Origin of the sequence: Streptomyces sp. NPDC127190, assembly GCF_042672505.1 — a bacterium.
GTDB lineage: Bacteria > Actinomycetota > Actinomycetes > Streptomycetales > Streptomycetaceae > Streptomyces.
Genome location: NZ_JBHXVE010000012.1, coordinates 141,334 through 166,788, shown reverse-complemented (window position 1 = coordinate 166,788; position 25,455 = coordinate 141,334). Strand labels below are relative to the sequence as shown.

The following is a 25,455-nucleotide window of genomic DNA, read 5'->3' as shown; positions in this document are numbered from 1 at the left end:
CGCTGCGCGAGTGCGAGCCGCCCCCCCGGCCGCGCTCCCCCGCCCCGCCCCGGGGTGGGGTGTTATCTCCGTCGCACCCACAATCATGGGGGGGGGGGGGGGGGGGGCCCCCCCCCCCCCCCCCCCTCTTCTTCGTCCGCGGTGCGGGCGTTACGACAGCGCGCGCAGCACCGCGTCGTTGGCCTCGGCGTCGCCGACGGTGAGCCGGACGCCCTCGCCCTCGAAGAACCGGGCCAGGACCCCGCTCTGCTCCAGGGCCGCGCGGAGCTGCGGCACCCGCTCCGGCTCGTCGAACCAGAGGAAGTTCGTCCGGCTGGGCAGGACCGCCCAGCCGGCGGCGGTGAGCCCCCGGGCCAGCCGGTCGCGTTCCCGCACGATGCGTTCCACCCGCGCGCCCAGCTCGCCCTGCTCGCGCAGGGAGGCCTCCACCGCGGCCACCGACAGCGAGCTGATGGCGAAGGGAAGCTGGAACTCGTTGATCCGCCGGGCCAGCTCGGGGCTGGTCAGGCCGTAGCCGACGCGCAGGTCGGCGAGGCCGTACGCCTTGGAGAAGGTGCGCAGCACCAGCAGGTTGGGGAACTCCCGCACCCACTCCGCCGAGTCCGGACGCTCCTCGGCCGCGACGAACTCGATGTACGCCTCGTCCAGCACGACCGTGGTCCCGGCCGGGACCAGGGCGAGGAAGTCCCGCAGCTCCTCGGCCGTGACAAACCGTCCGGTCGGATTGTGCGGGTTGCAGACGATCACCGCATCGGCCTCCGCCGCCGCCTTCGCCAGACGGGTGAGATCCTGGTGGCCGCCCGGCAGCAGCGGAACCTCCAGCGGACGGGCCGCCGTCATCCGGGCGAGCAGCGGGTACGCGTCGAAGTTGCGCCAGCCGTACGCCAGGCCGCCGCCGGGACGCACGGTCGCCTGGAGGGCCTGGAGCGCGACACCGACCGACCCGGAGCCCACCACGACACCCTCGCGCGGGAAGCCGAGCCAGTCGGCGAGCACGCCCTTCAGCCGCTCCGGGTAGAACTCCGGATACCGGTTGACCGCGGCGGCATGCCGGGCGATCTCCGCGGTCACCGATTCCAACGGCGGAAGCGGATTCTCGTTCAGGGCCAGCCGGTGTTCCCCGGGCATCAGCTCACACCCAGGGATCTGAGCAACTCGCGGGCGTCCTCCAGATTGTTGTCGATGCCCAGCTCGTTTCCGTTCAGCATCGGGGTGCCGAAGTGACGCTCCATCTCCACGATGAATTCGACCACCCCCATCGAGTCGATTCCCGACTCCTTGAAGGTGGCCCCCGCGAAAAGGGAGTCGGTGGATTTGGGAAAACGATCGTCAAGCAGTGACTTCAGGTTTTCGTCAAGGTTGCCCATGGTTCTCTTCTCGCTTGTACGACTGCTCAGCTCTCGGTGATGGGGACGAGCGAGCCCGGCCAGGTGAGCAGGGCCGAGCCCCAGGTCAGTCCGCCGCCGAAGCCGGTGAGGACGACGGACTGCCCCGCCTCGAACCGGCCGGCCGTGGCGCCCGCGGCGAGCGCCAGCGGAATGGACGCGGCCACGGTGTTGCCGACCCGGTCGATGTTCTTCACGACCCGCTCCGCCGGCAGGCCCAGATCGCGGGCGCAGGTGTCCAGGATGCGCACATTGGCCTGGTGCGGCACCAGATGGGCGAGGTCGTCCGGTGCCAGCCCGGCCCGGTCGAGCACGGCGCGTACCGAGCCGCTCATGTGCCGGACCGCACGCGCGAAGACCTGGGGCCCGTCCATGTGGAAGTAGACGTCCGACGGCGCCGGACCGGTCTCGGCGAGCCGCTGCTCCGAGCCGCCGGCCGGCACGGTGATGAGGTCCACCCCCCGGCCGTCGCTGCCCAGGTCGAACCCGAGCAGCGCGCCGTCCTCCGTCCGCTCGCCGGCCCGGAGCACCGCGGCCCCGGCGCCGTCCCCGAAGATGACCCGGGTGGTGCGGTCGGCCGGGTCCAGGATCGTGGAGAAGGTGTCCGCCCCCACCACCAGGGCGGTGTCGACCACCCCGGTGCCGATCAGTCCCGCCGCGGTGGCCAGGCCGTACACGAACCCGGTGCACACCGCGGCCACGTCGAACGCGCCCACCCCGGTGAGCCCGAGGGCGTCGGCCACCACCGGGGCCGTCGCGGGACACGGCCGGTCCGGGGTGCTGGTGGCCACCACCACCAGGTCCACCCGCTCGGTGCCCGCCGACTTCAGCGCCCGCCGGGCGGCCTCCGTCGCCAGATGGCCGGTGCTCATGCCGGGCGACGCCACATGGCGCCGCTCGATGCCGGTGCGCGTTCTGATCCACTCGTCGGTGGTGTCCAGCTCGGCCGCGAGCATGTCGTTGGTGACCACCCGGGGCGGGACCCAGGTACCCAGCCCGCCGAGGACCGCGGTGCGTGTCATGGTCGGTGCTCCCTTATGCGGCGCTGCCGCCCTCGAAGGCGGGCCGGACGCGGTAACCCCGCTGCGCCGCCTGCTGGTTGATCTTCCGGGCGCGGGCGATGGCCTGGGCGGTACGCGCGATCATCAGCCCCGAGGTGAGGCCCAGCCCCTTCCGCGCGGTCTTGAAGAAGGCGTAGTCGTCCTTGGCCAGGGTCGGGAACATCGAGTCATGGAGCTGGATGTCGGCCTCCATGAACGTCCGCGACGTCGGGTGCAGCGCCTGCGGCCAGGAGCGGCCGGCGTCCAGGTGCTTCCTGGCCACACCGATCTCGTAGCGGATCAGCTCACGCACCGGGTCGCTGATCCGGCCGCTGCCGATCTGCCGGTCCAGGTCCTCGCGCTCCACGCCGAACCGGGCGAGGTGCTCCAGCGGCAGGTAGAGCCGCCCGAGGTCCATGTCCTCGCGCAGGTCCCAGATGAAGTCCAGCAGCTGGAAGGCCGTGATGGTGTGCCGGCACAGCTCCTCGGCCTCCTCGCCGCGCGGCTCGAAGATCTGGTTGATCCAGGTGGCGGGCAGCAGGGTGACGTTCTCGAGGAAGTCGTCGAGCGCCGCGTCGTCCGCGTACTCGTACGTCGTGAGCGCCCGGCGGTTGCCGGCGACGAACTCCGGCACGCGCAGGTAGGGCAGGTCCCAGGTGCGCAGGGTGTGCACCAGGGCGCGGGCGACGGCCGCGTCGGTCTCCTCCGAGCGGGACAGCGGCCGGTCCACCGGCAGCGGGTCGCCCTTGGCGACGGCCAGATAGGTGCGCTCCCACTCGTCGAGCCGGCGGTTGCGGACATCGACGCTGAGGTTGATGTCGTCGGTCAGGTTGTCGACGTAGGCGACGAAGGTGATGAAGGCGTCGAAGTAGGGCCGCTTGGCCTCGGGGAACATGTACCGGCCCAGGAAGCGTCCGCGGCCGATCTTGCGGAACAGCTGGGAGACGGTGATGTAGTCGGCGCGAAGACCGGAGTCCTTGATGCCCGCGAGATCGAGCTCTTGAACCATCGTCATGTCTGTGCTCTTTCGTGTGGGCCGGCCCGACGGCCGGCCGCTAGAGGGTGCTTCCGCTCATCTCGTACGAGTCGACGGACCGCCGTTGCCGCGGCACCGACACCGTGGGCTCGTCGGCCGGCAGGAAGGAGGCGAAGGGAGGCATCTCCTCGACCGGGAGCCGGAGTTCCAGCACACCGGGGCGCCGGCCGTCGAGGGCGTGGTCGTCCAGGTGCCGGACGAGTTCCGCACGGGTGCCCGCGCTCGCGACCCACAGCCGGTCCGGGGTGCCGAGCCCCCGTGCCACCGTGCACACATCGGCCGGCCGGTAGTCCACCGCCGTGATGCGGGAGTCGAAGAACGTCTGCTGCCGAGTGGCGCACATCCCGTGCATGCCGTTGTTGAAGACGACATAGAGGATGGGCAGTTGCAGTTCGACGGCGGTGTGCAGCTCCAGACCGCTCATCAGGAAGGCGCCGTCGCCGCAGAACACCACCGTCCGGGTGGACTCGGAGCAGCCGAGCTGGGCGCCGATCGCGCCGCCGATGCTGTACCCCATGCCGCCCATGCCCAGCGCGATCGTCGAGGTCGACCCCGGCGGCACGGACCCGTAGTGCATGGAGGCGACGGCGCAGTTGCCCGCGTCGTACAGCAGATGGCCCCCGGGCGGCAGGTGCTCCTGGATCAGCTGGACGGCCTCGCTCTGGAGGAGCACGTCGTCGGCCGAGGGAGTGCCCCGGCCCGGGAGCCGGTCGGCCCGCCGGGGCAGGAACCGCGTCATCGTGTACCCGTCGACCACCGGGGCGGTGAACGGGCTCACCTCGCGCAACCGCTCCAGCAGCTGGAACACCCGGCCGGCGTCCCCGCGGACCAGCAGGTCGGCGGCGCCGGAGCGGGCCAGCTGGCCCAGGTCCACATTGACCGCGGCGGCCTTCGCCGGGTCCCAGCCGGGTATCGCCCGGCGGGTCATCATGCTCAGGCCGGTACCGACCAGCACCACGAGATCCGAGCGCTCCACATAGGCGGCGGCCGAGGGATGGCCGCCCTCGCCGACGACCCCCAGGTACAGCGGGTTGTCGTTCGGGAACTCGCCCCGGGCGCCCATGGTCGTCACGACCGGTATCCGGGCGCGCTCCGCGAAGAGCCGTACCGCCTCGGGGGCGGCGGACCGGCGTACCCCGTGGCCGAGCAGCAGCACCGGCGAACGGGCCTCGCCCAGCCGCTCGAACAGCTCCCGCACCGCCGGCTCGTCGACCGGTCCCGGGTCGGCGAAGGCGCCGAGGTCGCGGGGCCAGTCGGCGGGCGGCTCGCCGACCTCCAGCTCGTTGCTGTCCCGGGGGATGAGCAGGGCCACGGGACCCTTGCGCCCGCTGAGGGCCGTGCCGAGCACCTCCCTCAGGGCGGGCCAGAACGCGTCCGCCCCGGTGATCCGGACGGTCTTCTTGGTGACCGCGCTCAGCAGGGGCAGCGCGTCCACCGTGCGGCCGATGCCGGAGGAGTCCTGGAAGGACCCCTTGCCGTCCAGGGCGGCCGGCGGCTGGCCGACGAGGGCCAGCACCGGCACCGATTCGGCGTAGGACTCGGCCAGCCCCGCCACCAGGTTCACCATGCCGCCGCCCGAGGTCGAGCAGCACACGCCCAGGGTCCGGTGGATCCGGGCCCGGGCGTCGGCCATGAACGCCGCGCCGTCCTCCCGTTTCGCCAGGACCGAGGTGAGCTGCCCCTGCCCGAGCCGTTCGACGGCGTCGTGGATGTGCTCGATGTTCGCGCCGCTGACACCGAAGACATACCTGGTGTCCAGGTCCCGCAGAACGGTGACCAGCGCGTCGGCCAGCCGCATCGTCCTACCCCCGTTCGTCGTGGATGTGCTGCCCCGGCTGTGCCCCGCCCCGCGTCAGCTCTGCGCCGAACCGAAACGGTGCTCGAGGATCCGCTTGAGGTTGCCCATCTCGATGCTGTGGCCGGCGTGGAACATGGGCCAGATGTCACCGACCCAGACGCGGTCGGTGCGGGCCCGGCCCTCGGCGATGTAGTCCGGGACGTTCTCCGTCTTGCGGTCGTAGTAGGGGTGCTTGCAGTTGGTCCACAGCACCACGGTGCCCGGCTTGTTGAGGACCTTCGAGGAGTCGATGATCGTCAGGTAGTAGCGCATCCACAGCTCGTGGCCCTGGTCCCAGGCGCACGGGTAGATCACCAGGCCGTGCTCGGGGCCCTTCTGGGCGTCGGCGCGGATGTAGATGTCCGTGTTCGGCTGGATCATCTCGTCGGCCTTGTACAGACCGCCGCCCAGGTGCCTCATGTTGCGGATGCTGTACGTCCACTCCTCCAGGGAACGGGCGTTGGCGGCGTACTCGAAGACGATGTCGTACGGCACGTTGATGTGCTCGGCGAGGGAGCAGTAGTCGCCGAACACCTCGTTGTGGTCGTACGTCTCCTTCGTCTTGCTCTCCATCAGCTTCATCATGTCGTCCATGCCGGTGTTCTCGTTCCACACCAGGCCCAGCTCCACCAGGTCGGAGCGGTCGAGGACGTAGTTCTGCGCGAGGCCCGACTCGTCGGGGACGCGGTTGGCCATGTTTCCTCCTGAATGAAGCAATGGTGAACACACATACAGGTGGTGCAGGACATGCGGTGATGCCGGACATGCCGGCGGTGCCGGGCATGCGGTGATGGTCGATGAGGGGCTGTCCGGACGGCCGGGACGGCTCAGTTCCAGCGCCAGACCATGGACGCGACGAGCTCGCCGCCATGGGAGAACGTGCCGAACGCCACGAGGTCTCCGGGGGAGATCAGCTTCTTCTCCAGGGCGTCGGCGAAGGTCACCGGAAGGGAGCCCTGGAACAGGTTGCCGTAGATGCCCAGGGTGTCGTGCGCACGGGAGTCGTCGAAGCCGCAGCGCTTGCGCCACTCCGCGACGTACTTCTCGTTCGGCTGGTGGGTGATGAGGCGGGCGATGTCCTCGTTCCGTACGCCGGCCTTCTCCAGGGCGGTCTCGACGGCCCGCGGGAGCTGCTCCATGGTGACGGTGTAGAGCCGCGCCAGCATCTTCTGGTCGAAGTTTACCGTCAGGGCGCCGGAACCGTGCGCCCAATAGGGAATTTCCATTCCGTCGACGGCACTCGGCTCGACCTTGAGCGCACCCCAGTTCTCACCGAAGGACTGCTCGTGCACGGAGAGAATGGTGGGCTCCTCGCCGGCGGTCAGCAAGGTGGCGGAGGCCCCGTCGCCGAGCACCCGGGATTCCGGGCTCTGCTGGAATTCCTCCAGCCGGGAGACGAAGTTGGTGACCGTGACCACGGCCACCGTGCGGTACTGGCCCGAGTCGATGAAGGCCTTGGCCGTGTTGATCGAGGAGACCCAGGAGCAGCAGCCGTTGTCCACCTGGAGAACCGCTGCCGAGGTCGCGCCCACCGCGTGCTGAATGGCGGTGCCCACACCGGGCGAGAAAGCGTCGTTCAGCTGGGAGGCGCAGATGATGAGATCCACGGTCGCCGGATCCACGCCATTGCGCTCGAGCAGCTTCTCGAGAGCGGCGGTACCCAGCCGGGCGGAGGTGTACTCGGGCCACGCGAAACGTCGTTCGTGAACGCCCGCGAAGAACGCATGGTCACTCAGGTCGCTGTCCTCGGAAAGCAGCTCACTGTTTCGAACCACTTTTTCCGGCATGAAATTGACTACATCGACAACGCGAGTCGATACCACAAAAATTCCCAATCTTCGCGGTGGGAGTGCTAGTCATGCATTGACCGGGAGAACCAGGAGAGGTGTGGCGGAAAGAAAAAAGAGAATGCGCTGCACGTTCCCCCCTCGAGTCCCCCGTTGACGCTTTGGAGTGGCGTTTATGTCGAGCGTGCTTGCAAGTGGCGCAAAAGCGATGGCAACTCTATGATCATCACGGTCACGGCCAGATCTCAGTTAGGTAACCGTAAGGTAACGGTCGCTCTGGGGGGAAGATATCCGCGATGTCCGGGTGTGCCAGGAAAAGCGGCCTGGACTTCGTTCAACATGCATTGGTTCCGGTGTTCAAACGTAAGATTCCTTACTTTTGAGTGGTCGCACTGTGAGACCGGCGCCCCCGTGCCCCGCCCGGCTGGATAGGCTGGGAGCCTCCCCGCGCGCGCGGTGGTGGATGGCTGAAACCGACGACTCAGGAGCGGCCGTATGAGCGCTGTGACCCCCGCTGGAGGCGACACCGCGGCGGGCCGTTCCTGGCCCGAGGTGCTGAACGCCCTGCTGTCCGGGCGCGACCTGGACGCCGGTGCGACGTACTGGGCGATGGACCGGATCATGCGCGGCGAGGCCACGGACGCGCAGATCGCCGGGTTCGTGGTGGCGCTGCGGGCCAAGGGTGAGACGGTGGAGGAGATCACCGGGCTGGTGGACGCGCTGTACCGGCACGCCACCGTCATCGAGGTCTCCGGGAACACCGTCGACATCGTCGGAACGGGCGGGGACGGCGCCAAGACCGTCAACATCTCCACGATGTCCTCGATCGTCATCGCCGGTACCGGCGCCAAGGTCGTCAAGCACGGCAACCGGGCCGCTTCCTCGGCCTCCGGCGCGTCCGATGTGCTGGAGGCGCTCGGCGTCAACCTGGACCTGGCGCCGAAGCGGGTGGCCGAGGTCGCCGAGGAGGCCGGCATCACGTACTGCGCCGCGGTGAAGTTCCACCCGGCGCTGCGCCATGTGGCCGCCGCGCGCGGCCAGTTGGGGATCCGCACCGTCTTCAACGCGCTCGGCCCGCTGGCCAACCCGGCCCGGGTCAAGGCGCAGGCCGTCGGTGTCGCCGACCCCCGGATGGCCCCGATCATGGCCGGCGTCTTCGCCGCCCGCGGCCACTCGTCCCTGGTCTTCCGCGGCGACGACGGGCTCGACGAGCTGACGACCACGGCCACCTCGCGGGTGTGGGTGGTACGCGACGGCAAGGTGACCGAGGAGGCCTTCGACCCGCGGGACGTGGGGCTGGAACTGGTGCCCGTCGAGGCGCTGCGCGGGGCGGACGCCACCTACAACGCGGGTGTCGCGCGGCGGCTGCTGGACGGCGAGAAGGGACCCGTGCGGGACGCCGTGCTGCTGAACTCCGCGGCCGCGCTGGTCGCCCTGGAGCCGGGCCCGGGGTCCCTGGCGGAGCAGCTGCGGGACGGGATGGACCGCGCGGCCGAGTCGATCGACTCCGGGGCTGCGGCCCGGCTTCTCGAGCGGTGGGTCGCGGCCACCAACGCCTGACGTCCGCCCGGCGGGGCGGCCGCACAAGTCGCCCCGCACTGCGGGAAATTGGCGTCAGATCTTGATCACCTGGCCGGGTCTGTGGATATGCTAGCGTCAAGTGCATTCCCTCGTGGTGATGTGTGTGCCTCCGCTTTGTCCGGAGCACGCATCTGAACGGGGACAACGAAGGGATGACGGGGGCATGGATGAGGGACAGCTGTACCCAGCCATGGAATAGGAATCCGACGCCGCCGGACCGTCGATTACGTCCGGTCCATACCTGAGCCGACTCGGCTCCGCACCGTTTTCATGTCACTCCGCGCGTGATGCGCGTGTCTTCACCACCGGGCGGCATCGACCGCTCTTCAAGCGCCGGAACATTCTCACCGGCCCTTGCTCTGCCCATTCCGGCCTTCTCGACGGCCGTCACATCCGCAGACCGAACCGGTAACCGCACCCAGCACGGGTGCGGAACAGGCCTGCGCACTCTGGCGACACCCTCTCCTCCCTCGTCGGCATCCCCTCGGACGTGCCGTCGACGCACACCCGCACTTGTTCGCGCCAGCGCATTCAGCAAAAGGAGAACACGGTGACCAACTTGATGCTTCTGCCCGACGGCATGCGCCGCTGGTCCATCGAAAACGGTGTCTCCCTCGACGAGGGCTACAAGGCGATGGCGGACAAGCTCGAAGAGTTCATCGGCTGGACCCGGGAGGAGGGCATCAAGACCCTCTACATCACGACGTCCTCGGTGAAGAACTTCAACCGCCCCGAGGCCGCGGTGACGACGTTCCTCGACGCGTTCGACGACCTGGCCCAGCGCGTCCACGGCAGCTGCAACTTCGCGTACTCCGGCTCCCTGGACCTGGTGCCGGACCGCTACCTCGAATCGCTCGAAACCATGCGGAAGGCGTCGGACACCGACTCGGACTTCACGGTCCACTACATCCTCGGAATGTCCCTCTCCCGCGAGGTCATCGGGATCTTCAACAAGCTCAACGGGAAGATCCCGGTCATGACCGAGGAGATCCTGGCCAGCAACGCGTACGTCCCGGAACAGGTCGACTTCGTCATACGCACCGGCGGCGCCGTCCGCATGTCGTCCTTCTTCCCGCTGATGTCCCCGTACGCCGAGCTGTACTTCTCCCCGCTGCTGTTCCCGGACGTCACGCGGGCCGACTTCGACGCCGCGATGAAGGACCTCCGCAACCGCGAGCGGCGCTACGGCGGCTACCCGGAGTCCGGCATGCCCGAGTCGAGCTGACGGCACGACCGACGGCCTCGGCATGCCTCGCCGGCATGCCGAGGTCCCGATATACGGACAGGAGTTGCGGCGCGGCGATCAGCTCCGTTACGTTCCTGTCCAGGTCATGAGCGACAGCCACAAGGCCCCGGCCGGCTGTCCGGCAACCCTCCGTCCGTGGCGGGGTGCCCCGGGTGAGGACCAGGTCGTAGGCAGCGAGGTCTACGGCAAGCGCGGACCCCTCGCACGCTGAGTCGAAGCGTGGACCAGGGGTCCTGGTCGTCGAGGAGTCTTCCGTGAGCAAGCGAATGCGTTAGGGCCGCCGAGCCCCGCCTCCGCGCACCCTTTTCCCCTTTCTCCGTGCTTGAGCGACCTCTGCTCGCGCGGTGATCCCACACGCCTCACGGGAGTTCCGCCATGTCCGTCTCCACCGCTGCCGCCGACCAGTCCGTTTGTGCCCCTCTGCCGGTTCTGGGGCGGGATGTCACCGTTCCGCTAGTCACCGGCGGCGAGGTCACCTACGCGGCCCTCGACTACGCGGCCAGCGCCCCCGCCCTGCAGCGCGTCTGGGACGACGTCGCCGCCTACGCCCCCTACTACGGCAGCGTCCACCGTGGCGCCGGCTATCTCTCCCAGCTCTCCACCGACCTCTTCGAGAACGCCCGCCGCACGGTCTCCGACTTCCTCGGCTGCCGCCCCGGCGACCAGGTGGTCTTCACCCGCTCCACCACCGACTCGCTGAACCTGCTGGCCCGCGCGCTGCCCGCCGGCTGCCAGGTCTTCGTCTTCGAGACCGAGCACCACGCCTCCCTGCTGCCCTGGCAGGACACCCGGGTCACCTACCTCGACGCCCCGCGCACCCCGCGGCAGGCGGTCGAGACCCTGGAGCGGGCGCTCGCCGCCCGCGAGCCCCACGGCCCGGCCCTGGTCTGTGTGACCGGTGCCTCCAACGTCACCGGCGAGCTGTGGCCGGTGCGCGAGCTGGCCGCCGCCGCGCACGCGCACGGCGCCCGGATCGTCGTGGACGCCGCCCAGCTCGTCCCGCACCAGCCGGTGGACGTCCGCGACCTCGACGTCGACTGGATCGCCTTCTCCGGACACAAGCTGTACGCGCCGTTCGGCTCCGGCGTCCTGGCCGGCCGCGCGGACTGGCTGCGCGCGGCCGAGCCGTACCTCGCGGGCGGCGGCGCCAGCCGCACGGTCACCCGGCGCCCGGACGGCGGGGTGGAGGTGGCGTGGCACGAGAGCGCGGCCCGGCACGAGGCCGGCTCGCCGAACGTCATCGGCGCCTACTCCATCGCGTCGGCCTGCAAGGCGCTCACCGAGGCCGGCTGGGACACCCTGGTCGCCCGTGAGCAGCACCTGATCCGCCGGGTGCGCGAGGGGCTCGCCGAGATCCCCGAGGTGCGGGTCCTCTCCCTGTTCGGCGACGACGCCCCGCGCGTCGGGGTGATCTCCTTCGTGGTCGACGGCTGGAACAGCTCCCACTTCGCCGCCGCCCTCTCCGCGGAGTACGGCATCGGCGTCCGCGACGGCCTGTTCTGCGCCCACCCCCTGGTCCGCACGCTGCTGGGCAGCGACCCGCAGACCCAGGGCGAGTGCGGTGCGCCGGAGGCGGCCCCGGGCGAGAAGTCCCTCAACGCCGTGCGCGTCAGCTTCGGCGCGGGCACCCCCGACGAGCACGTCGACCGTTTTGTGAGCGCGGTCCGGGAACTGGTCAGGGACGGTGCCAAGTGGACGTACCGCACGGAGGACGGCCGCTGCGTGCCGGCGGTGTGAGGGGCCGTACCTCCCGATGAGGCGGTGTCCGGACGGTCAGGAGTCGAGGCCGATCGCGAACGCCGCCTCCAGGTCGTGCTGGGAGTAGGTACGGAACGCCACATGCGTGTCCGTGCCCTCCACGCCGGGGATCTTGCTGATCCGGCCCGGGATCACCTCGGCGAGGTCCTCGTGCTCCCGCACCCTGACCATCGCGATCAGGTCGTACGTCCCCGTCACGGAGAACACCTCGCTCACCGAGTCCAGCGAAGCGATCTGCTCCGCGATCTCGGGGATCCGGTCCACGCTGGTCTTGATCAGGACGATCGCGGTGATCACGGCTGCTTCTCTCCCTCGGGCGCCTGGGCAGGGGCGGCTTTCACTCTATCCGTACGGCCGTAGCGCACCCACGCGTAGCCGAAGCCCAGCCCGAAGCCCACCAGGTGCGCCAGATACGCCACCCCCGGGCCCTGTCCGGCCCGCCCCGCCGAGAGCCACTGGAGCGCCGCCCAGAACGGCAGCACGACCCAGGCCGGGAACCGTACCGGCAGGAAGAGGAGGAACGGCAGAAGACTGGTCACGCGTGCCCGCGGGAACAGGTAGAGGAAGGCGCCGAGGACCGCCGAGATCGCTCCGGAGGCCCCCACCAGCGACTGCTCCGAGGCCGCGTTGGCGGCCGCGTAACCGAGCAGGGCCAGGTAGCCGCAGCCGACGTAGAAGAGCGTGTACTCCACCCGGCCCATCCGCTCCTCGGTCATCGCGCCGAAGACGAAGAGGAAGAGCATGTTGCCGAGCAGATGCACCCAGCTCCCGTGCACGAACAGCGCGGTGAGCGGGGTGAGCGCCGCCCTCGGCACGCCCTCGAACAGCTCGGCCGGGACCACGCCCCAGCGGTGGAAGTACACGCGCTGCGCGGCGAGCAGGGACTCCCCGGAGCCGTACGCCCCGGTGAGCCCGGAGGCCGGGCCCAGCACGAAGATCACACAGCACAGGGCGATGAGGGTGTAGGTCATCGGTGCCGATGTGTTCCGGACCGCCCTCACGGTCCGGCCCGCCGTGCTCCAGTTGCCGATCATGGACACAGAGCATGACGTAAGGGGACGCAAGGGGATAGACCGCCTCGCCGCCGTGAACGGACGGGCGGCGAGTCCCCGGCAGGCCGTAGGGTTACGGCCACACGGGTCCGCCCCCCGGGCGCGGACCGACCCGAGAAGGAAGCGAACAGCCACGATGACGGTTCCCCTGCCGACCGCCACGACGCGTTGGCGCTGCACCCTGTGCGGCAACCTCACCCGGTTCGACGTGACCCGTTCCTCGAAGGTGGTCGAGTACGTGCACCTCGACCTGGCGGGTGAGCCGAAGGTGGAGGAGCGCGAGGTGGTCAGTGAGACCATCGAGTCGGTGCGCTGCCGTTGGTGCAACGCGGTGGACCAGGTGGAACTCGTGGACAGGCCGGGCGCCGACTCCTGAGCGGAGCGGCCCCGGGTACAGCGGACGGCTTAGGGGTGTGACGGATGGTGGAGACCGCAGGCGGGGGGCCGGAAGACGGCACCGCTGAGGTGCTTGACCGTCCGCTGCCCGACGGCGTGCGCCGCAGGGTCGTACAGATCGTCTCGGACGGCTTCGGCGGGCTGACCGTGGCGGAACTGCCCGCGCAGCTGCGGCAGTATGCCCGGTTCGCCCCCAACCGCCGGGCGAAGTTCGCCGGGAACGCCATGGCGGCGGCGCTGGAGACCGATCCGCTGTTCCGGCAGCGCATCGGGGAGAAGTTCAGAGAGGCGCATCCGGAACTCGCCGGCGCCCTGGACTCCGGCTCGCCGCCCCCGGCCGCGGACCCGCTCGATGTGGCGGCCGCGGCCTATGTACTGCGCCCCGCGGGCTGGGTGAAGCTGGTCACCGCGGCCGGCGAGGAGGCCCAGCGCGCGGACGCCGAGCGCGCCGACGAGGAGAGCCGGGCGGAGCTGGAGCGGCTGCGCGCCGAGCTGGCCCAGGCCCGCGAGCACACCCGGACCGAGACCGAACGGCTGCGCGCGGAGCTGGAGTCGGCGAAGAAGGAAGCGGAATCGCTTCAGCGCAAGCTGCGGGCCGCGCTCAGCGACGTCAAGCGGGGCGAGGCCGCGCTGCGCAAGGCGCAGGCCGAGATGGAGGCCGTACGCGCCGAAGGCCAGACGCAGCTGTCGGCCGCCGAGAGCGAGTCCCGGCGGCTCAAGGCCCGGCTCGGCGAGGCGGAGGCCGCGCTGGAGGCGACCCGCCGGGCCGCCCGCGAGGGCCGCAGCGTGGAGGACATGCGGGTACGGCTGCTGCTGGACACCCTGCTGGACGCGACCCAGGGGCTGCGCCGCGAACTCGCCCTGCCGCCGGTCTCGGTGCGCCCGGCGGAGACGGTGGACGCGGTGGAGCCGGGGCGGATGACTCCCAAGGACATCGCGGCCCGCGCCCTGTCCGAGCACGACCCGGCCATCCTCGACCAGCTGCTCGCGCTGCCGCAGGCGCATCTGGTGGTCGACGGCTACAACGTCACCAAGACCGGCTATCCGCAGATGCCGCTGGAGAAGCAGCGGCTCCGGCTGCTCGGCCAGCTCTCGGCGCTCGCCGCGCAGACCGGCGCCGAGGTGACCTGTGTCTTCGACGGCGCCGAACTGGCCGCGCCGGTGCTGCTCGCGCCGCCGCGCGGCGTCCGCGTGCTGTTCTCGAAGCCGGGGATCACCGCCGACGAGCTGATCCGGCAGCTGGTGCGCGCGGAGCCGCCGGGCCGTCCGGTCATCGTCGCTTCCACCGACCGCGAGGTGGCCGACGGGGTCGCCAGGGCGGGTGCCCGACCCGTCGCCTCTGCGGTGCTTCTGAAGCGACTGTCCTGAACGCCCAACGGGCATACTCAATGCCCGAATTGGCCGCATCGTCACGCAACGTAGCGTCAATCGCGTCTCACCCCGTGTGAGTTATGGGCAAAGAATGGCTTGCGTGATGCGATTTTCTGCTGTGAGGATTTGAACTGATCACAGCTGGGTCACTAGGGTCTGGGCTCGAACCTCCGAACGGGTGATCACTCACAAGAAGGAGTTCGTCCTCAGTGGCGTCCCACCGTCGACCCAAGCAGCCGAGCCGCACCCGCGTGACCGTGCTCACCACCGCCGCAGCCGCTGCCGTCGCGCTCAGCGCGAACGCCGCCAACGCCGCGCCCAGCGAGAAGCTCAGCAAGGACGAGGTCAAGGCAAAGGTCGACAAGCTCTACGAGCAGGCCGAGCAGGCCACCGAGAAGTACAACGGCGCCCAGGAGAAGCAGCAGAAGCTGCAAAAGGAAATCTCCACCATCCAGGACAACGTCGCCCGCGGCCAGCAGGAGCTGAACAAGCTGCGCGACGGCCTGGGTTCGCTGGCCACGGCCCAGTACCGCTCCGGCGGCATCGACCCCTCGGTCCAGCTCTTCCTCTCCTCGAACCCGGACGACTACCTCGACAAGGCGTCCACCCTCGACCAGTTGAGCAGTCAGCAGGTCGACGCGCTGAAGAAGATCCAGGACAAACAGCGCGAACTCGCCCAGGAGCGGGCGGAGGCGAGCGACAAGCTCAAGGACCTCTCCGCCACCCGCGCCGAACTGGGCAAGAAGAAGAAGGAAGTCCAGGGCAAGCTCGCCGAGGCGCAGAAGCTCCTCAACACCCTGACGGCCAAGGAGAAGCAGGAGCTGGCGCAGAAGCAGCAGCGCGCCGACCGCTCCTCCACCCAGCGGGTCGACATGGGGAACAAGGACACCCCGCCGGCCTCCGGCCGCGCCGGCGCCGCGTTCTCCGCCGCCCAGAGCAAGATCGGCTCGCCGTACGTCTACGGCGCCTCCGGCCCCTCCTCCTTCGACTGCTCGGGCCTGACCTCCTGGGCCTACGCGCAGGCCGGTGTCTCCATCCCGCGCACCTCGGAGGAGCAGGCGAACATCGGCACCCGCATCTACAGCATCAACGACCTCCAGGTCGGCGACCTGGTCTTCTTCTACGGCGACATCCACCACGTCGGCCTGTACGCCGGCAACGGCATGGTGCTGCACGCCCCGCACACCGGTGCCGTGGTCCGCTACGAGGCCATGTCGGACATGCCGTTCCAGTTCGGCGTTCGCGTCTGACCCGCGGTCCGACCCGCGAAACGTCCACCGCCCGAGGGCGCCCGAACGAGCGAATCCCCGGGACCGGAACTGACTCCACGCCCCGCCGGTGACCTGCGTCAGCGGCGGGGCGCGACCGTATCCGGGCCGAAGACGGCGCACGAGGTCTTTGGCCGGAGCCCTTCCGCACGGCTACTGTCTGCCGCGTTTCCCCGGCGCCGGGGCCTCCCCGTCCCCAGGCGCCGGGGAACGGTATCTGTCCGTGAACAGAAGGACTGCCGTGGGGTCCCACCGTCGTCGCCTTGCACCATCCGGATTCGACCGGGGCGCCGCCGCCCTGTGCGTACTCTCCGCCGCGGCCGCCGCGTTCGGCGCGGTACCTGCGCAGGCGGCGCCGCCCGGCGACGCCCGTGCCGAGGTGGACCGGCTGTACCAGCAGGCCGAACAGGCGACCCAGGCCTTCGACAAGGCCGCCGAGCGCGAGGACACGCTGCGCCGCGAGGTGAGCGACGCGCAGGACCGCATCGCCCGCCGGCAGCAGCAGGTCAACTCCCTGCGCGAGCAGCTCGGTTCGCTGGCCGGCGCGCAGTACCGGGCGGGCGGCATCGACCCCGCGGTGGCGCTGCTCTTCTCCGACGACCCGCAGGACTACCTCGACAAGGCGTCCACCCTCGACCGCATCGGCAGCCAGCAGGCCGGCCGGCTCAAGGAGCTGCGGTCCGCGCTGCGCGACCTCGCCCAGGAGCGCGCCGAGGCCACGGGGAAGCTCAGTGAACTGGAGCGCAGCCGCAAGGCGGTCGCCGCGCACAAGAAGACCGTGGAGGGCAAGCTCGCCGCGGCCCGGCGGCTGCTGAACGCGCTGCCGCCGGCCGCCCGCGCCGCCTACGACCGGGCCTCGCGCTCCGACGACGCCGGCCGCGCCGATCTGCCCGGCATGCCCGGCGCGGCGGACCTGCCGGACCTGACCGGCGCCGTCGCTCCCGACGCCCGCGCCGCCGCCGCGGTGGCCGCCGCGCAGTCCGCCCTCGGCCGGCCCTATGTGTGGGGCGCGAACGGCCCCTCCGGCTTCGACTGCTCGGGGCTGATGCAGTGGTCGTACGCACACGCCGGAGTGCACCTGCCGCGCACCTCGCAGGAGCAGCGGTTCGCCGGCCGGCAGGTCCCGCTCTCCCAGGCCCGCCCGGGAGACCTGGTCGTCTACCGCGCCGACGCCAGCCATGTGGCGATGTACGTCGGCAACGGCCAGGTCATCCACGCCCCCTACCCGGGCGCGCGGGTCCGCTACGACCCGGTGAACATGATGCCGGTCTCCTCGGTGACCCGGCCGTGAGACCGGTTCCCCGGCCGCGGCCCCGGGGGTGCCCCTTACGATCGGCAAATGGCTGGTCGTAGACGGGTGCGGAGCGCCGCGGCGGTGGCGGCCTGTCTGCTGGCCGTACCCCTCGCCGGGTGCGGCGGGCGGACGGGTGCCGACTCCGCGCGGGCGGAGGTGCAGCGGGTGCTGGACCGGCGCGCGGCGGCGCTGCTCGGCCACGACGAACCGGCCTACGGCGCCACCGGCACCCGGACCGAGTACACCCGGCTGCGCGCCCTTCCGCTCGCCTCCTGGGCCTACACGGTCACCGCGGTGCACCGTACGGCCTCCGGCGCCACCGCCGACGCCGAGCTGCGCTACCGGGTCGCCGGGTACGACACCGCCCCCGTGGACGCCCGCCGCACCCTCACGCTCGGCCGCACCGCCGACGGCAGGTGGTACGTCAGCGCCGACCGGCCCGCCGGCCGGGCCGGGCAGCAGTTGTGGGACCAGGGCACGGTGACCGCGGTCAAGGGCGCGCACAGCCTGGTCCTCGGCACCGGCCGCTCCGCCGCCGCGCTGCGCGCCTTCGCCCGGCTGGCCGACCGTGCGGTGCCCGCGGTCTCCCGGGCCTGGGGCACGGACTGGACCCGGCGGGTCGTCGTGCTCGTCCCGCGGTCCCTGGCGGGCATGGCGGCCCTGCTCGGCTCGCCCGCCTCCGACTACCGGGGCATCGCCGCCGTCACCACCGGCGAGGTGGGGGGTGCCGGGCGGGCCCCCGCGGACCGGGTGGTGGTCAACCCGGACGCGTACGCCGCCCTCGGCGCCCTCGGCCGGCAGGTCGTCCTCACCCACGAGACCACCCATGTGGCCACCCGCGCCCACACCACCGCGGCGACCCCGCTGTGGCTCTCCGAGGGCTACGCCGACTGGATCGGCTACCTCGGCACCGGCCGCACCCCGGACGAGATCGCGCCGGAACTGGCCCGCGCGGTCCAGGGCGGCCGGCTGCCCTCGGCGCTCCCGGCCGACAAGGACTTCCGCTTCACCAGTGACCCCACCGAGCTGGCCCGGGCCTACGAGGGCGGCTGGCTGGCCTGCCGGATGATCGCCGACCACTGGGGCACGGCCCGGCTCGGCACCTTCTACCGAGCCGTGGGCGCCCACCACGAACGGTCCGGCGCGGTCGAGACGGCCCTGCGGAAGGTCCTGGCCACCACCCCGAAAGCCTTCACCACCCGCTGGCGCGCCTACGTCAAGACCCAGCTCGGCTGAGCTTCCCGATGGCTGGACGGCGCGCCCGCGCCGCGTGCCGGGTCAGGAGGGGACCGAGGTGTGCCGTGTGCGGGTGGCCTGATCGGGGACAGAGGGGAGTGGTGGGAGTGGGGGGACGGTCGAGCGCCGCAGGGTGCGGGCCGCGAGGAGGGCGGCCGTGACCAGCAGGCCGTTGCGTACGGCCAGCAGCGTCAGGCCGTAGCCGTCGCTCAGCACCACGTGGAGGAAGCCGAGCGGGAACTCCAGGACGGTGACGAAGGACGCGGCCGCCACCAGCAGCGCGGGGACGCCCATCCGGCTCGCCCGGTGCGTCATGCAGACCGCGGCCAGGCCGATCAGCCACACCAGGTACTGGGGGCTGATCACCCGGCTGGTCACGGTGAACAGCAGCACCGCGGTGAGCGCGGCGTCGGCGAGGGAGTGCGGCCCGGTCCGGGTCGCGCGCAGCCGCCACCGCACCAGCCAGGCGAAGGCGATCCCGGTCAGCACCAGCGCGCCCGCGCTCACCGTGGCCACACCGGGCCCGACGAACTCGACCGAGCCGTAGTTCAGCAGCACCTGTCCCGGCCAGCCGAAGTGCCGGGCCACATGGAAGACCAGGCCGCCCAGCGACTCCACCTCGGTGCCCCGGTCCCGCTGGAAGGTCAGGAACGCGAGCGCCCCCGGCATGGACACCGCGAACAGCGCCGCGACCACGGACCCGGTCACCGCCGCCGACCGCCACGCCCGCCGCCCGGCACCGGCCAGCAGCAGCGCCGGCCACACCTTCAGCAGCGCCCCGAACGCGGCCAGCGCGCCCAGCAGCCGCGGCCGCCGCGCCCCGGCCAGCAGCGCCGCCACCGCCACCGCGGTCACCATCACGTCGTAGCGGGCGTACACGGTCGGGCCCAGCAGCGGCACCGCCACCACCCACACCAGGGCGCCGTGCGCGGAGCGGCCCGGCCGCCGGCCCGCGGCCAGCAGCAGCGCCAGCACGACCGCGTCCGCCAGGCACGCCAGGACGAAGAAGGCGTGCGGATACGACAGGAAGGGCAGCGCGGCGGGGGAGAGCACGGCGAGGGCCGCGGCGGGCGGGTACTGCCAGGTCACGTCGTCCAGCGGAAACGTTCCGTGGCGCAGCACCTCGTACCAGCCCTGGTAGATCACCGACACGTCCGAGGTGACGTCCGGGCCCGGGAAGACGAACACCCCGAACACGAAGAGCAGCAGGACCGCACGGGTGACGACCCAGGTCGCGAGCAGCCATGCCGGAGGCCGCCCGGTGCCGTTCGTCTCCACGTGCTCCCCTGCCGTTCGATTTCTGGGCCGGGCACCATGATGTCGTGCCCTCCTGTGTACCTGCCACAGACCCGGCCGGGCCGTCCGATTCGGTAGGGTCGGCGGCGATGCGCAAGACCCTGATCGTCACCAACGACTTCCCGCCCCGGCCGGGCGGCATCCAGGCCTTCCTGCACAACATGGCGCTCCGCCTGGAACCCGGCCGGCTGGTCGTCTACGCCTCCACCTGGAAGCGCGGCCGGGAGGGCGCCCTGGCCACGGCCGCCTTCGACGCCGAGCAGCCCTTCACCGTCGTACGCGACCGTACGACCATGCTGCTGCCCACCCCGCAGGCGACCCGGCGCGCGGTCGGGCTGCTGCGGGAACACGGGTGCACCTCCGTCTGGTTCGGCGCGGCGGCCCCGCTCGGCCTCATGGCCCCGGCGCTGCGCCGGGCCGGCGCCGAACGGCTCGTCGCCACCACCCACGGGCACGAGGCGGGCTGGGCCCAGCTGCCCGCGGCCCGGCAGCTGCTGCGGCGGATCGGGGAGTCGACGGACACGATCACCTATCTGGGCGAGTACACCCGGTCGAGGATCGCCACCGCGCTGACCCCCGAGGCGGCCGGGCGGATGGTGCAGCTGCCGCCCGGCGTGGACGAGAAGACCTTCCACCCGGACTCCGGCGGCGCCGAGGTGCGCGCCCGGCTCGGCCTCACCGACCGCCCGGTCGTGGTCTGCGTCTCCCGGCTGGTCCCGCGCAAGGGCCAGGACACCCTCATCCGGGCCATGCCCCGCATCCTCGCCGCCCAGCCGGACGCCGTGCTGCTCATCGTGGGCGGCGGCCCCTACGAGCGCCAGCTGCGCCGGATGGCGGCCGAGATCGGGGTCGCCTCCGCCGTCCGCTTCACCGGCGCCGTCCCCTGGTCCGAGCTGCCCGCCCACTACGGCGCCGGCGACGTCTTCGCCATGCCCTGCCGCACCCGGCGCGGCGGCCTGGACGTGGAGGGCCTGGGCATCGTCTACCTGGAGGCGTCGGCGACCGGGCTGCCGGTGGTCGCGGGCGACTCCGGGGGCGCTCCCGACGCGGTCCTGGACGGCGAGACCGGCTGGGTCGTCCGGGGCGGCGAACCGGCCGAGGCCGCCGAGCGCATCGTGGCCCTCCTCGACGACCCCGAGCTGCGCCGCCGCATGGGCGAGCGCGGCCGCCGGTGGGTGGAGGAACGCTGGCGCTGGGACCTGCTCGCCGAGCGGCTCAAAGCCGTGCTGTAGCGCGAACCAGCCCGAACTTCCTTGACCGGATGGTGCGTTGACGCTTGGCGGAAGCCCGTAATCCGCCCATGCTGCGCGCATGGCACCCAAACTGATACAGCGTCAGCTGACGAGACGTCACATCCTGGGCATGGCCGCCCTCCAGACCGCGGCCGCCCTCGGCTTCACCCGCATCGGACTCCAGTCGGCCCGGGCGGCCGAGCCCGCCGCGGCCGAGTCCGCCCCCGCCGTCGTCGTGGGCTCCGGATACGGCGGCGCCGTCGCCGCCCTCCGGCTCGGCCAGGCCGGCATCCGCACCCTCGTCCTGGAGATGGGCCGGCTGTGGAACACGGCCGGCCCCGACGGCACGGTGTTCTGCTCCACCACCGCCCCCGACCGGCGCTCCATGTGGTTCCGCAGCCGCACCGAGGCCCCGCTCGCCACCTTCCTCTGGCTGGACGTGGTCAACCGGGACATCAGCGCCTACCCGGGCGTCCTGGACCGCGTGCACCACGACGCCATGTCCGTCTACGTCGGCCGCGGCGTCGGCGGCGGCTCGCTCGTCAACGGCGGGATGGCGGTGACCCCGCGACGCTCCTACTTCACCGAGCAGTTCCCCACCGTGGACGCCGACGAGATGTACGGCACGTACTTCCCGCGCGCCCGTGCCGCGCTCGGCGTCAACACCGTCGACCCGGCCTGGTTCGAGTCCACCGACTGGTACCGCTTCGCCCGCACCTCCCGCAAGGCCGCGGCCTGCGCGGGCCTGAAGACCACCTTCGTCCCCAACGTCTACGACTTCGGCTACATGCAGGCCGAGGCGGCCGGCACCGCCACCCGGTCCGCGCTCGCCGGCGAGGTCATCTACGGCAACAACCACGGCAAGCGCAGCCTCGACAAGACCTACCTCGCCGCCGCCCTCGGCACCGGCAACGTCACCCTGCACACCCTGGAGAAGGTCACCTCCGTCCGCCGGGCGAGCGACGGGTCGTACGTCCTGACCGCCGACCGGATCGACGCCACCGGCGCGGTGGTGGAGCGCAAGCAGTACGGCTGCACCTACCTCTTCCTCGGGGGCGGAAGCCTCGGCACCACCGAACTCCTGGTCCGCGCCCGGGACACCGGCACCCTGCCCGACCTGAACGCCGAGGTCGGCGCGGGCTGGGGCACCAACGGCAACACCATGCTCGCCCGCGCCAACCACCTCTGGGACACCGTCGGCGCCGACCAGTCGACCATGCCGGTGCTGGGCATCGACGACTGGGACAACGCCGACAACCCGGTCTTCGCCGAGATCGCCCCGCTGCCCATGGGCTTCGAGCACTGGGTGAGCCTGTACCTGGCGATCACCCGGAACCCCGAGCGGGCGTCCTTCTCGTACGACTCCCGGACGGACGCGGTACGGCTCGGCTGGACCGCCGAGCAGAGCGCGGTGTCGGTGGCCATGGCGAAGAAGCTCTTCGACCGGATCAACCTGGCCAACGCCACCCTCTACCGCTACGACCTCTTCGGCCCGGCCGGCAAGGTCTTCGCGGACGACTTCACCTACCACCCGCTCGGCGGCTGCGTCCTCGGCCGGGCCACCGACGACTACGGCCGGGTCAAGGGATACCCGCGGCTCTACGTCACCGACGGCTCGCTGGTGCCCGGCTCGATCGGCGTGAACCCCTTCGTCACCATCACCGCGCTCGCCGAACGCACGATGGCGCGGGTCCTCGCCGAGGACACCGCGCCATGACGCGAGGAAGCCGCTACTTCTGGTAGATGGCCTCGATCTCGGCCGCGTAGTCCTTCGCCACCACGTTCCGCTTGAGCTTCAGCGACGGGGTCAGATGGCCCGACTCCTCCGTGAACTGGGAGGGAAGAATGCGGAACTTCCGCACCGATTCCGCCTTCGACACCGCGGCGTTGCCGTCGTCCACGGCCGCCTGGATCGCCGCCAGCAGATCCGGGTCCTCGCGCAGCGACGCCGCGGTGGAGCCCGCCGGCTTTCCGTGCTCGGCGGCCCACCGGCCCAGGAACTCCTCGTCGAGGGTGACCAGCGCGCCCACGAACGGCCGCCCGTCGCCCACCACCATGCACTCCGCGACCAGCGCGTGCGCCCGGATCCGGTCCTCGATCACCGCGGGGGCGACGTTCTTGCCGCCGGCCGTGACGATGATCTCCTTCTTCCGGCCGGTGATCCGCAGATAGCCGTCCTCGTCGAGGGTGCCGATGTCACCGGTGTGGAACCAGCCGTCCGCCAGCGCCTCCGCGGTCGCGCCCGGGTTGTTCCAGTACTCCTTGAACAGGTGCTCGCCGTGCAGCAGCACCTCGCCGTCGTCCGCTATCCGCACCACCGAGCCCGGCAGCGGCTGGCCGACCGTGCCGATCTTCTGCCGGTCCCAGGGGTTGAAGGCCGTGGCCGCGCAGGACTCGGTCAGGCCGTAGCCCTCCAGCACCGTGAAGCCGATGCCCCGGAAGAAGTGCCCGAGCCGCTCGCCCAGCGGGGCGCCGCCGGAGATGGCGTACTCCCCGCGGCCGCCGAGCACCGCCCGCAGCTTGCTGTAGACCAGCTTGTCGAAGACCTTGTGCTTGACCTTCAGACCGAAGGACGGACCCGAGGGGCTGTCCAGCGCCTTGCTGTAGGCGATCGCGGTGTCCGCCGCCCGGTCGAAGATCGCGCCCTTGCCGTCCGCCTGGGCCTTGGCCCGCGCGGAGTTGTACACCTTCTCGAAGACCCGCGGCACGCCGAGGATCAGCGTCGGCCGGAACGCGGCCAGCTCGTCGGTGAGGTTCTTGATGTCCGGGACACAGCCGAGCTTGATCGGCGCCATCATCGGCGCGATCTGCACCAGCCGCCCGAAGACGTGCGCGAGCGGAAGGAAGAGCAGCACCGAGCACTCACCGGTGCGGAACAGCGGACGCAGCCGCTCCACCACGTTCCCGCACTCGGCGAAGAAGCTGCGGTGGGTGAGGACACAGCCCTTGGGCCGGCCGGTCGTGCCGCTCGTGTAGACGATGGTCGCCGGGTCGTCGGCCCGGGCGAGCGAGCTGCGCTCCTCCACGGTCGCGTCCGACAGGCCCTCGCCGAGCCGCCCCAGCTCCGCCACCCCGCCGGCCTCGATCTGCCAGACGTGCTTCAGGGCGGGCAGCGTCTCGCGCACCGACTCCACGGCGGCCAGGTGGTTGTCCAGCTCCACGACGCACGCGGTGGCGCCCGAGTCCGACAGGATCCACTGGACCTGCTCCGGGGAGCTGGTCTCGTACACCGGCACGGTGACCGCGCCCGCGGACCAGATCGCGAAGTCGAGGAGCGTCCACTCGTAGCGCGTGCGGGACATCAGGCCCACCCGGTCGCCGGGCTGGACACCGGAGGCGATCAGGCCCTTGGCGGCGGCCCGGACCTCGGCGAGGAAGGCGGTGGCCGTCACGTCCTGCCAGGCCCCGCCGGTCTTGCGGGCGATCACGGCGACGTCGGGATGCTGCGCGGCGTTTCTGCGGACGATGTCGGTCAGATTGCCGTCCGCAGGGACCTCGTACAAAGCCGGAAGGCTGAACTCGCGCAAGACTGCTGCTCCTCATAGGGCGCCGGCGCCACGACGTTGTGCGATGCGACGGTGCGGTCCAAGGCTCGGGCTAGTGCTCGAAATCCGGTGATTGAAATTCAGAGCACGACTGGACTGCCCGGACGTTACCCGCCGGTATGGCTTCTACGACAGGGGGTCCCTGCGAGATGTTCGCTGCGTCACACATGTGCGGCGTTCCTTCGCGCACAGTAGTCCACGGCCGAAGCAACCGGCGAGTAACCGCAGGCGGCACCGAGACTGTTCACAACTGCACCGCTCCGCCTACCCTTGATCGTCATGGCCTCCACACCCTCCGCCCAGCGCGGTACCCGCGTCCACGTGGTCAGCGACGTACACGGCAACGCCCGGGACCTGGCCAGAGCCGGTGAGGGGGCCGACGCCCTGATCTGCCTCGGCGACCTCGTCCTCTTCCTCGACTACGCCGACCACTCGCGCGGGATCTTCCCCGACCTGTTCGGCACCGAGAACGCCGACCGGCTCGTGGAGCTGCGCACCGCCCGCCGCTTCGAGGAGGCCCGCGCCTTCGGCGCCCGGCTGTGGGCGGGCATCGCCGCGGACCGCGCCACCGCCATCGAACAGGCGGTGCGCAAGCAGTACGCCGAGCTGTTCGCCGCGTTCCCCACCCCGACCTACGCCACCTACGGCAACGTCGACATGCCGCATCTGTGGCCGGAGTACGCGCGCCCCGGGACCACCGTCCTCGACGGGCAGCGGGTGGAGATCGGCGGCTGGACCTTCGGCTTCGTCGGCGGCGGACTGCGCACACCGATGCGCACCCCGTTCGAGATCAGCGACGAGGAGTACGCCGCGAAGATCGAGGCGGTCGGCGAGGTCGACGTGCTGTGCACGCACATCCCGCCGGAGGTGCCCGAGCTGGTCTACGACACGGTCGCCCGCCGCTTCGAGCGGGGCAGCCGTGCCCTGCTGGACGCCATCCGCCGGACCAGACCCCGGTACTCCCTCTTCGGACACGTCCACCAGCCGCTCGCCCCCCGGATGCGGATCGGCGCGACCGAGTGCGTGAACGTGGGGCACTTCGCCGGGACCGGACGGCCCTTCGCACTCGCCTGGTGACCGGCCGGACATGCGGGT

22 protein-coding genes and 1 riboswitch are annotated in these 25,455 nt (G+C 71.2%); of the genes, 11 read left to right on the top strand and 11 right to left on the bottom strand.

Annotation, left to right across the window (positions count from 1 at the left end; translation table 11 throughout):
• Window positions 1-150: 150 nt before the first annotated feature.
• From ACFVIU_RS20270 to ACFVIU_RS20240, 7 genes are all read right to left on the bottom strand, one after another.
• Window positions 151-1,128, bottom strand: a complete 978-nt coding sequence (locus ACFVIU_RS20270; RefSeq protein ID WP_385844031.1) for an aminotransferase class I/II-fold pyridoxal phosphate-dependent enzyme — start codon at window positions 1,126-1,128, stop codon at window positions 151-153.
• On the bottom strand, window positions 1,128-1,367 hold the full coding sequence (locus ACFVIU_RS20265) for an acyl carrier protein (RefSeq protein WP_385844030.1): 240 nt from the start codon (window positions 1,365-1,367) through the stop codon (window positions 1,128-1,130). Before ACFVIU_RS20265 ends, ACFVIU_RS20270 begins: the two co-directional genes overlap by 1 nt.
• A gap of 26 nt (window positions 1,368-1,393) precedes the next feature.
• On the bottom strand, window positions 1,394-2,407 hold the full coding sequence (locus tag ACFVIU_RS20260) for a beta-ketoacyl-ACP synthase III (protein ID WP_385844029.1): 1,014 nt from the start codon (window positions 2,405-2,407) through the stop codon (window positions 1,394-1,396).
• 13 nt (window positions 2,408-2,420) lie between these two features.
• Complete coding sequence (locus ACFVIU_RS20255) at window positions 2,421-3,440, bottom strand: phytoene/squalene synthase family protein (RefSeq protein ID WP_385844028.1); 1,020 nt, start codon at window positions 3,438-3,440, stop codon at window positions 2,421-2,423.
• Window positions 3,441-3,480: 40 nt separating this feature from the next.
• Window positions 3,481-5,259 (bottom strand): thiamine pyrophosphate-binding protein, encoded by a 1,779-nt coding sequence (locus ACFVIU_RS20250; protein WP_385844027.1) that lies wholly within the window; start codon window positions 5,257-5,259, stop codon window positions 3,481-3,483.
• A 54-nt stretch (window positions 5,260-5,313) separates the two neighbouring features.
• Window positions 5,314-5,994, bottom strand: a complete 681-nt coding sequence (locus ACFVIU_RS20245; protein WP_385844025.1) for a hypothetical protein — start codon at window positions 5,992-5,994, stop codon at window positions 5,314-5,316.
• Between the two features lie 131 nt (window positions 5,995-6,125).
• Window positions 6,126-7,073 (bottom strand): 3-oxoacyl-ACP synthase III family protein, encoded by a 948-nt coding sequence (locus tag ACFVIU_RS20240; protein WP_385844024.1) that lies wholly within the window; start codon window positions 7,071-7,073, stop codon window positions 6,126-6,128.
• 507 nt (window positions 7,074-7,580) lie between these two features.
• Between ACFVIU_RS20240 and trpD the strand changes: the two genes are divergently transcribed.
• The 3 genes from trpD (at window position 7,581) to ACFVIU_RS20225 (ending at window position 11,649) form a co-directional block, all read left to right on the top strand.
• Window positions 7,581-8,645: an anthranilate phosphoribosyltransferase gene (trpD, locus tag ACFVIU_RS20235; protein ID WP_385844023.1), complete on the top strand. Its 1,065-nt coding sequence runs from the start codon at window positions 7,581-7,583 to the stop codon at window positions 8,643-8,645.
• Window positions 8,646-9,216: 571 nt separating this feature from the next.
• A complete protein-coding gene (locus tag ACFVIU_RS20230) occupies window positions 9,217-9,891 on the top strand; it encodes an undecaprenyl diphosphate synthase family protein (protein ID WP_385844022.1) in 675 nt (224 codons plus the stop codon).
• Between the two features lie 102 nt (window positions 9,892-9,993).
• Window positions 9,994-10,110, top strand: a riboswitch (SAM riboswitch).
• A gap of 177 nt (window positions 10,111-10,287) precedes the next feature.
• Window positions 10,288-11,649, top strand: coding sequence for an aminotransferase class V-fold PLP-dependent enzyme (locus ACFVIU_RS20225; RefSeq protein WP_385844020.1), 1,362 nt, complete (start codon window positions 10,288-10,290; stop codon window positions 11,647-11,649).
• Between the two features lie 36 nt (window positions 11,650-11,685).
• On the opposite strand, the gene ACFVIU_RS20220 is transcribed toward ACFVIU_RS20225, so the two are convergent.
• Both ACFVIU_RS20220 and ACFVIU_RS20215 read right to left on the bottom strand, forming a co-directional pair.
• Window positions 11,686-11,967, bottom strand: coding sequence for an Lrp/AsnC family transcriptional regulator (locus ACFVIU_RS20220; RefSeq protein ID WP_037931200.1), 282 nt, complete (start codon window positions 11,965-11,967; stop codon window positions 11,686-11,688).
• Complete coding sequence (locus ACFVIU_RS20215; RefSeq protein ID WP_385844019.1) at window positions 11,964-12,704, bottom strand: rhomboid family intramembrane serine protease; 741 nt, start codon at window positions 12,702-12,704, stop codon at window positions 11,964-11,966. Before ACFVIU_RS20215 ends, ACFVIU_RS20220 begins: the two co-directional genes overlap by 4 nt.
• A 154-nt stretch (window positions 12,705-12,858) precedes the next feature.
• Here ACFVIU_RS20215 and ACFVIU_RS20210 point away from each other — a divergent pair, with 154 nt between their 5' ends.
• From ACFVIU_RS20210 to ACFVIU_RS20190, 5 genes are all read left to right on the top strand, one after another.
• Window positions 12,859-13,098, top strand: a complete 240-nt coding sequence (locus ACFVIU_RS20210; RefSeq protein WP_009309707.1) for a hypothetical protein — start codon at window positions 12,859-12,861, stop codon at window positions 13,096-13,098.
• A gap of 44 nt (window positions 13,099-13,142) precedes the next feature.
• Window positions 13,143-14,486: an NYN domain-containing protein gene (locus ACFVIU_RS20205; RefSeq protein ID WP_385844018.1), complete on the top strand. Its 1,344-nt coding sequence runs from the start codon at window positions 13,143-13,145 to the stop codon at window positions 14,484-14,486.
• A 212-nt stretch (window positions 14,487-14,698) separates the two neighbouring features.
• Complete coding sequence (locus ACFVIU_RS20200) at window positions 14,699-15,739, top strand: NlpC/P60 family protein (RefSeq protein ID WP_385844017.1); 1,041 nt, start codon at window positions 14,699-14,701, stop codon at window positions 15,737-15,739.
• A 259-nt stretch (window positions 15,740-15,998) separates the two neighbouring features.
• Window positions 15,999-17,048 carry an NlpC/P60 family protein gene (locus ACFVIU_RS20195; RefSeq protein ID WP_385844015.1) on the top strand — a complete coding sequence of 350 codons (1,050 nt, stop codon included), beginning with the start codon at window positions 15,999-16,001 and terminating at the stop codon, window positions 17,046-17,048.
• 48 nt (window positions 17,049-17,096) lie between these two features.
• Window positions 17,097-18,287, top strand: coding sequence for a hypothetical protein (locus ACFVIU_RS20190; protein WP_385844014.1), 1,191 nt, complete (start codon window positions 17,097-17,099; stop codon window positions 18,285-18,287).
• A gap of 42 nt (window positions 18,288-18,329) precedes the next feature.
• Here ACFVIU_RS20190 and ACFVIU_RS20185 read toward each other — a convergent pair whose 3' ends face one another.
• On the bottom strand, window positions 18,330-19,565 hold the full coding sequence (locus ACFVIU_RS20185) for a glycosyltransferase 87 family protein (protein ID WP_385844013.1): 1,236 nt from the start codon (window positions 19,563-19,565) through the stop codon (window positions 18,330-18,332).
• A 107-nt stretch (window positions 19,566-19,672) separates the two neighbouring features.
• On the opposite strand from ACFVIU_RS20185, the gene ACFVIU_RS20180 reads away from it, so the two are divergent.
• Entirely contained in the window at window positions 19,673-20,815 is a 1,143-nt protein-coding gene (locus ACFVIU_RS20180) for a glycosyltransferase family 4 protein (RefSeq protein WP_385844012.1), read from the top strand.
• Between the two features lie 79 nt (window positions 20,816-20,894).
• Window positions 20,895-22,532 carry a GMC oxidoreductase gene (locus tag ACFVIU_RS20175; RefSeq protein ID WP_385844011.1) on the top strand — a complete coding sequence of 546 codons (1,638 nt, stop codon included), beginning with the start codon at window positions 20,895-20,897 and terminating at the stop codon, window positions 22,530-22,532.
• A gap of 13 nt (window positions 22,533-22,545) precedes the next feature.
• Here the strand turns inward: ACFVIU_RS20175 and ACFVIU_RS20170 are convergent, their stop codons facing one another.
• Window positions 22,546-24,342 carry an AMP-dependent synthetase/ligase gene (locus tag ACFVIU_RS20170; RefSeq protein ID WP_385844010.1) on the bottom strand — a complete coding sequence of 599 codons (1,797 nt, stop codon included), beginning with the start codon at window positions 24,340-24,342 and terminating at the stop codon, window positions 22,546-22,548.
• Between the two features lie 297 nt (window positions 24,343-24,639).
• Between ACFVIU_RS20170 and ACFVIU_RS20165 the strand changes: the two genes are divergently transcribed.
• The gene (locus ACFVIU_RS20165; RefSeq protein ID WP_385844009.1) at window positions 24,640-25,437 is read left to right on the top strand and encodes a metallophosphoesterase; all 798 of its coding nucleotides are present in this window, start codon (window positions 24,640-24,642) and stop codon (window positions 25,435-25,437) included.
• Window positions 25,438-25,455: the final 18 nt, after the last annotated feature.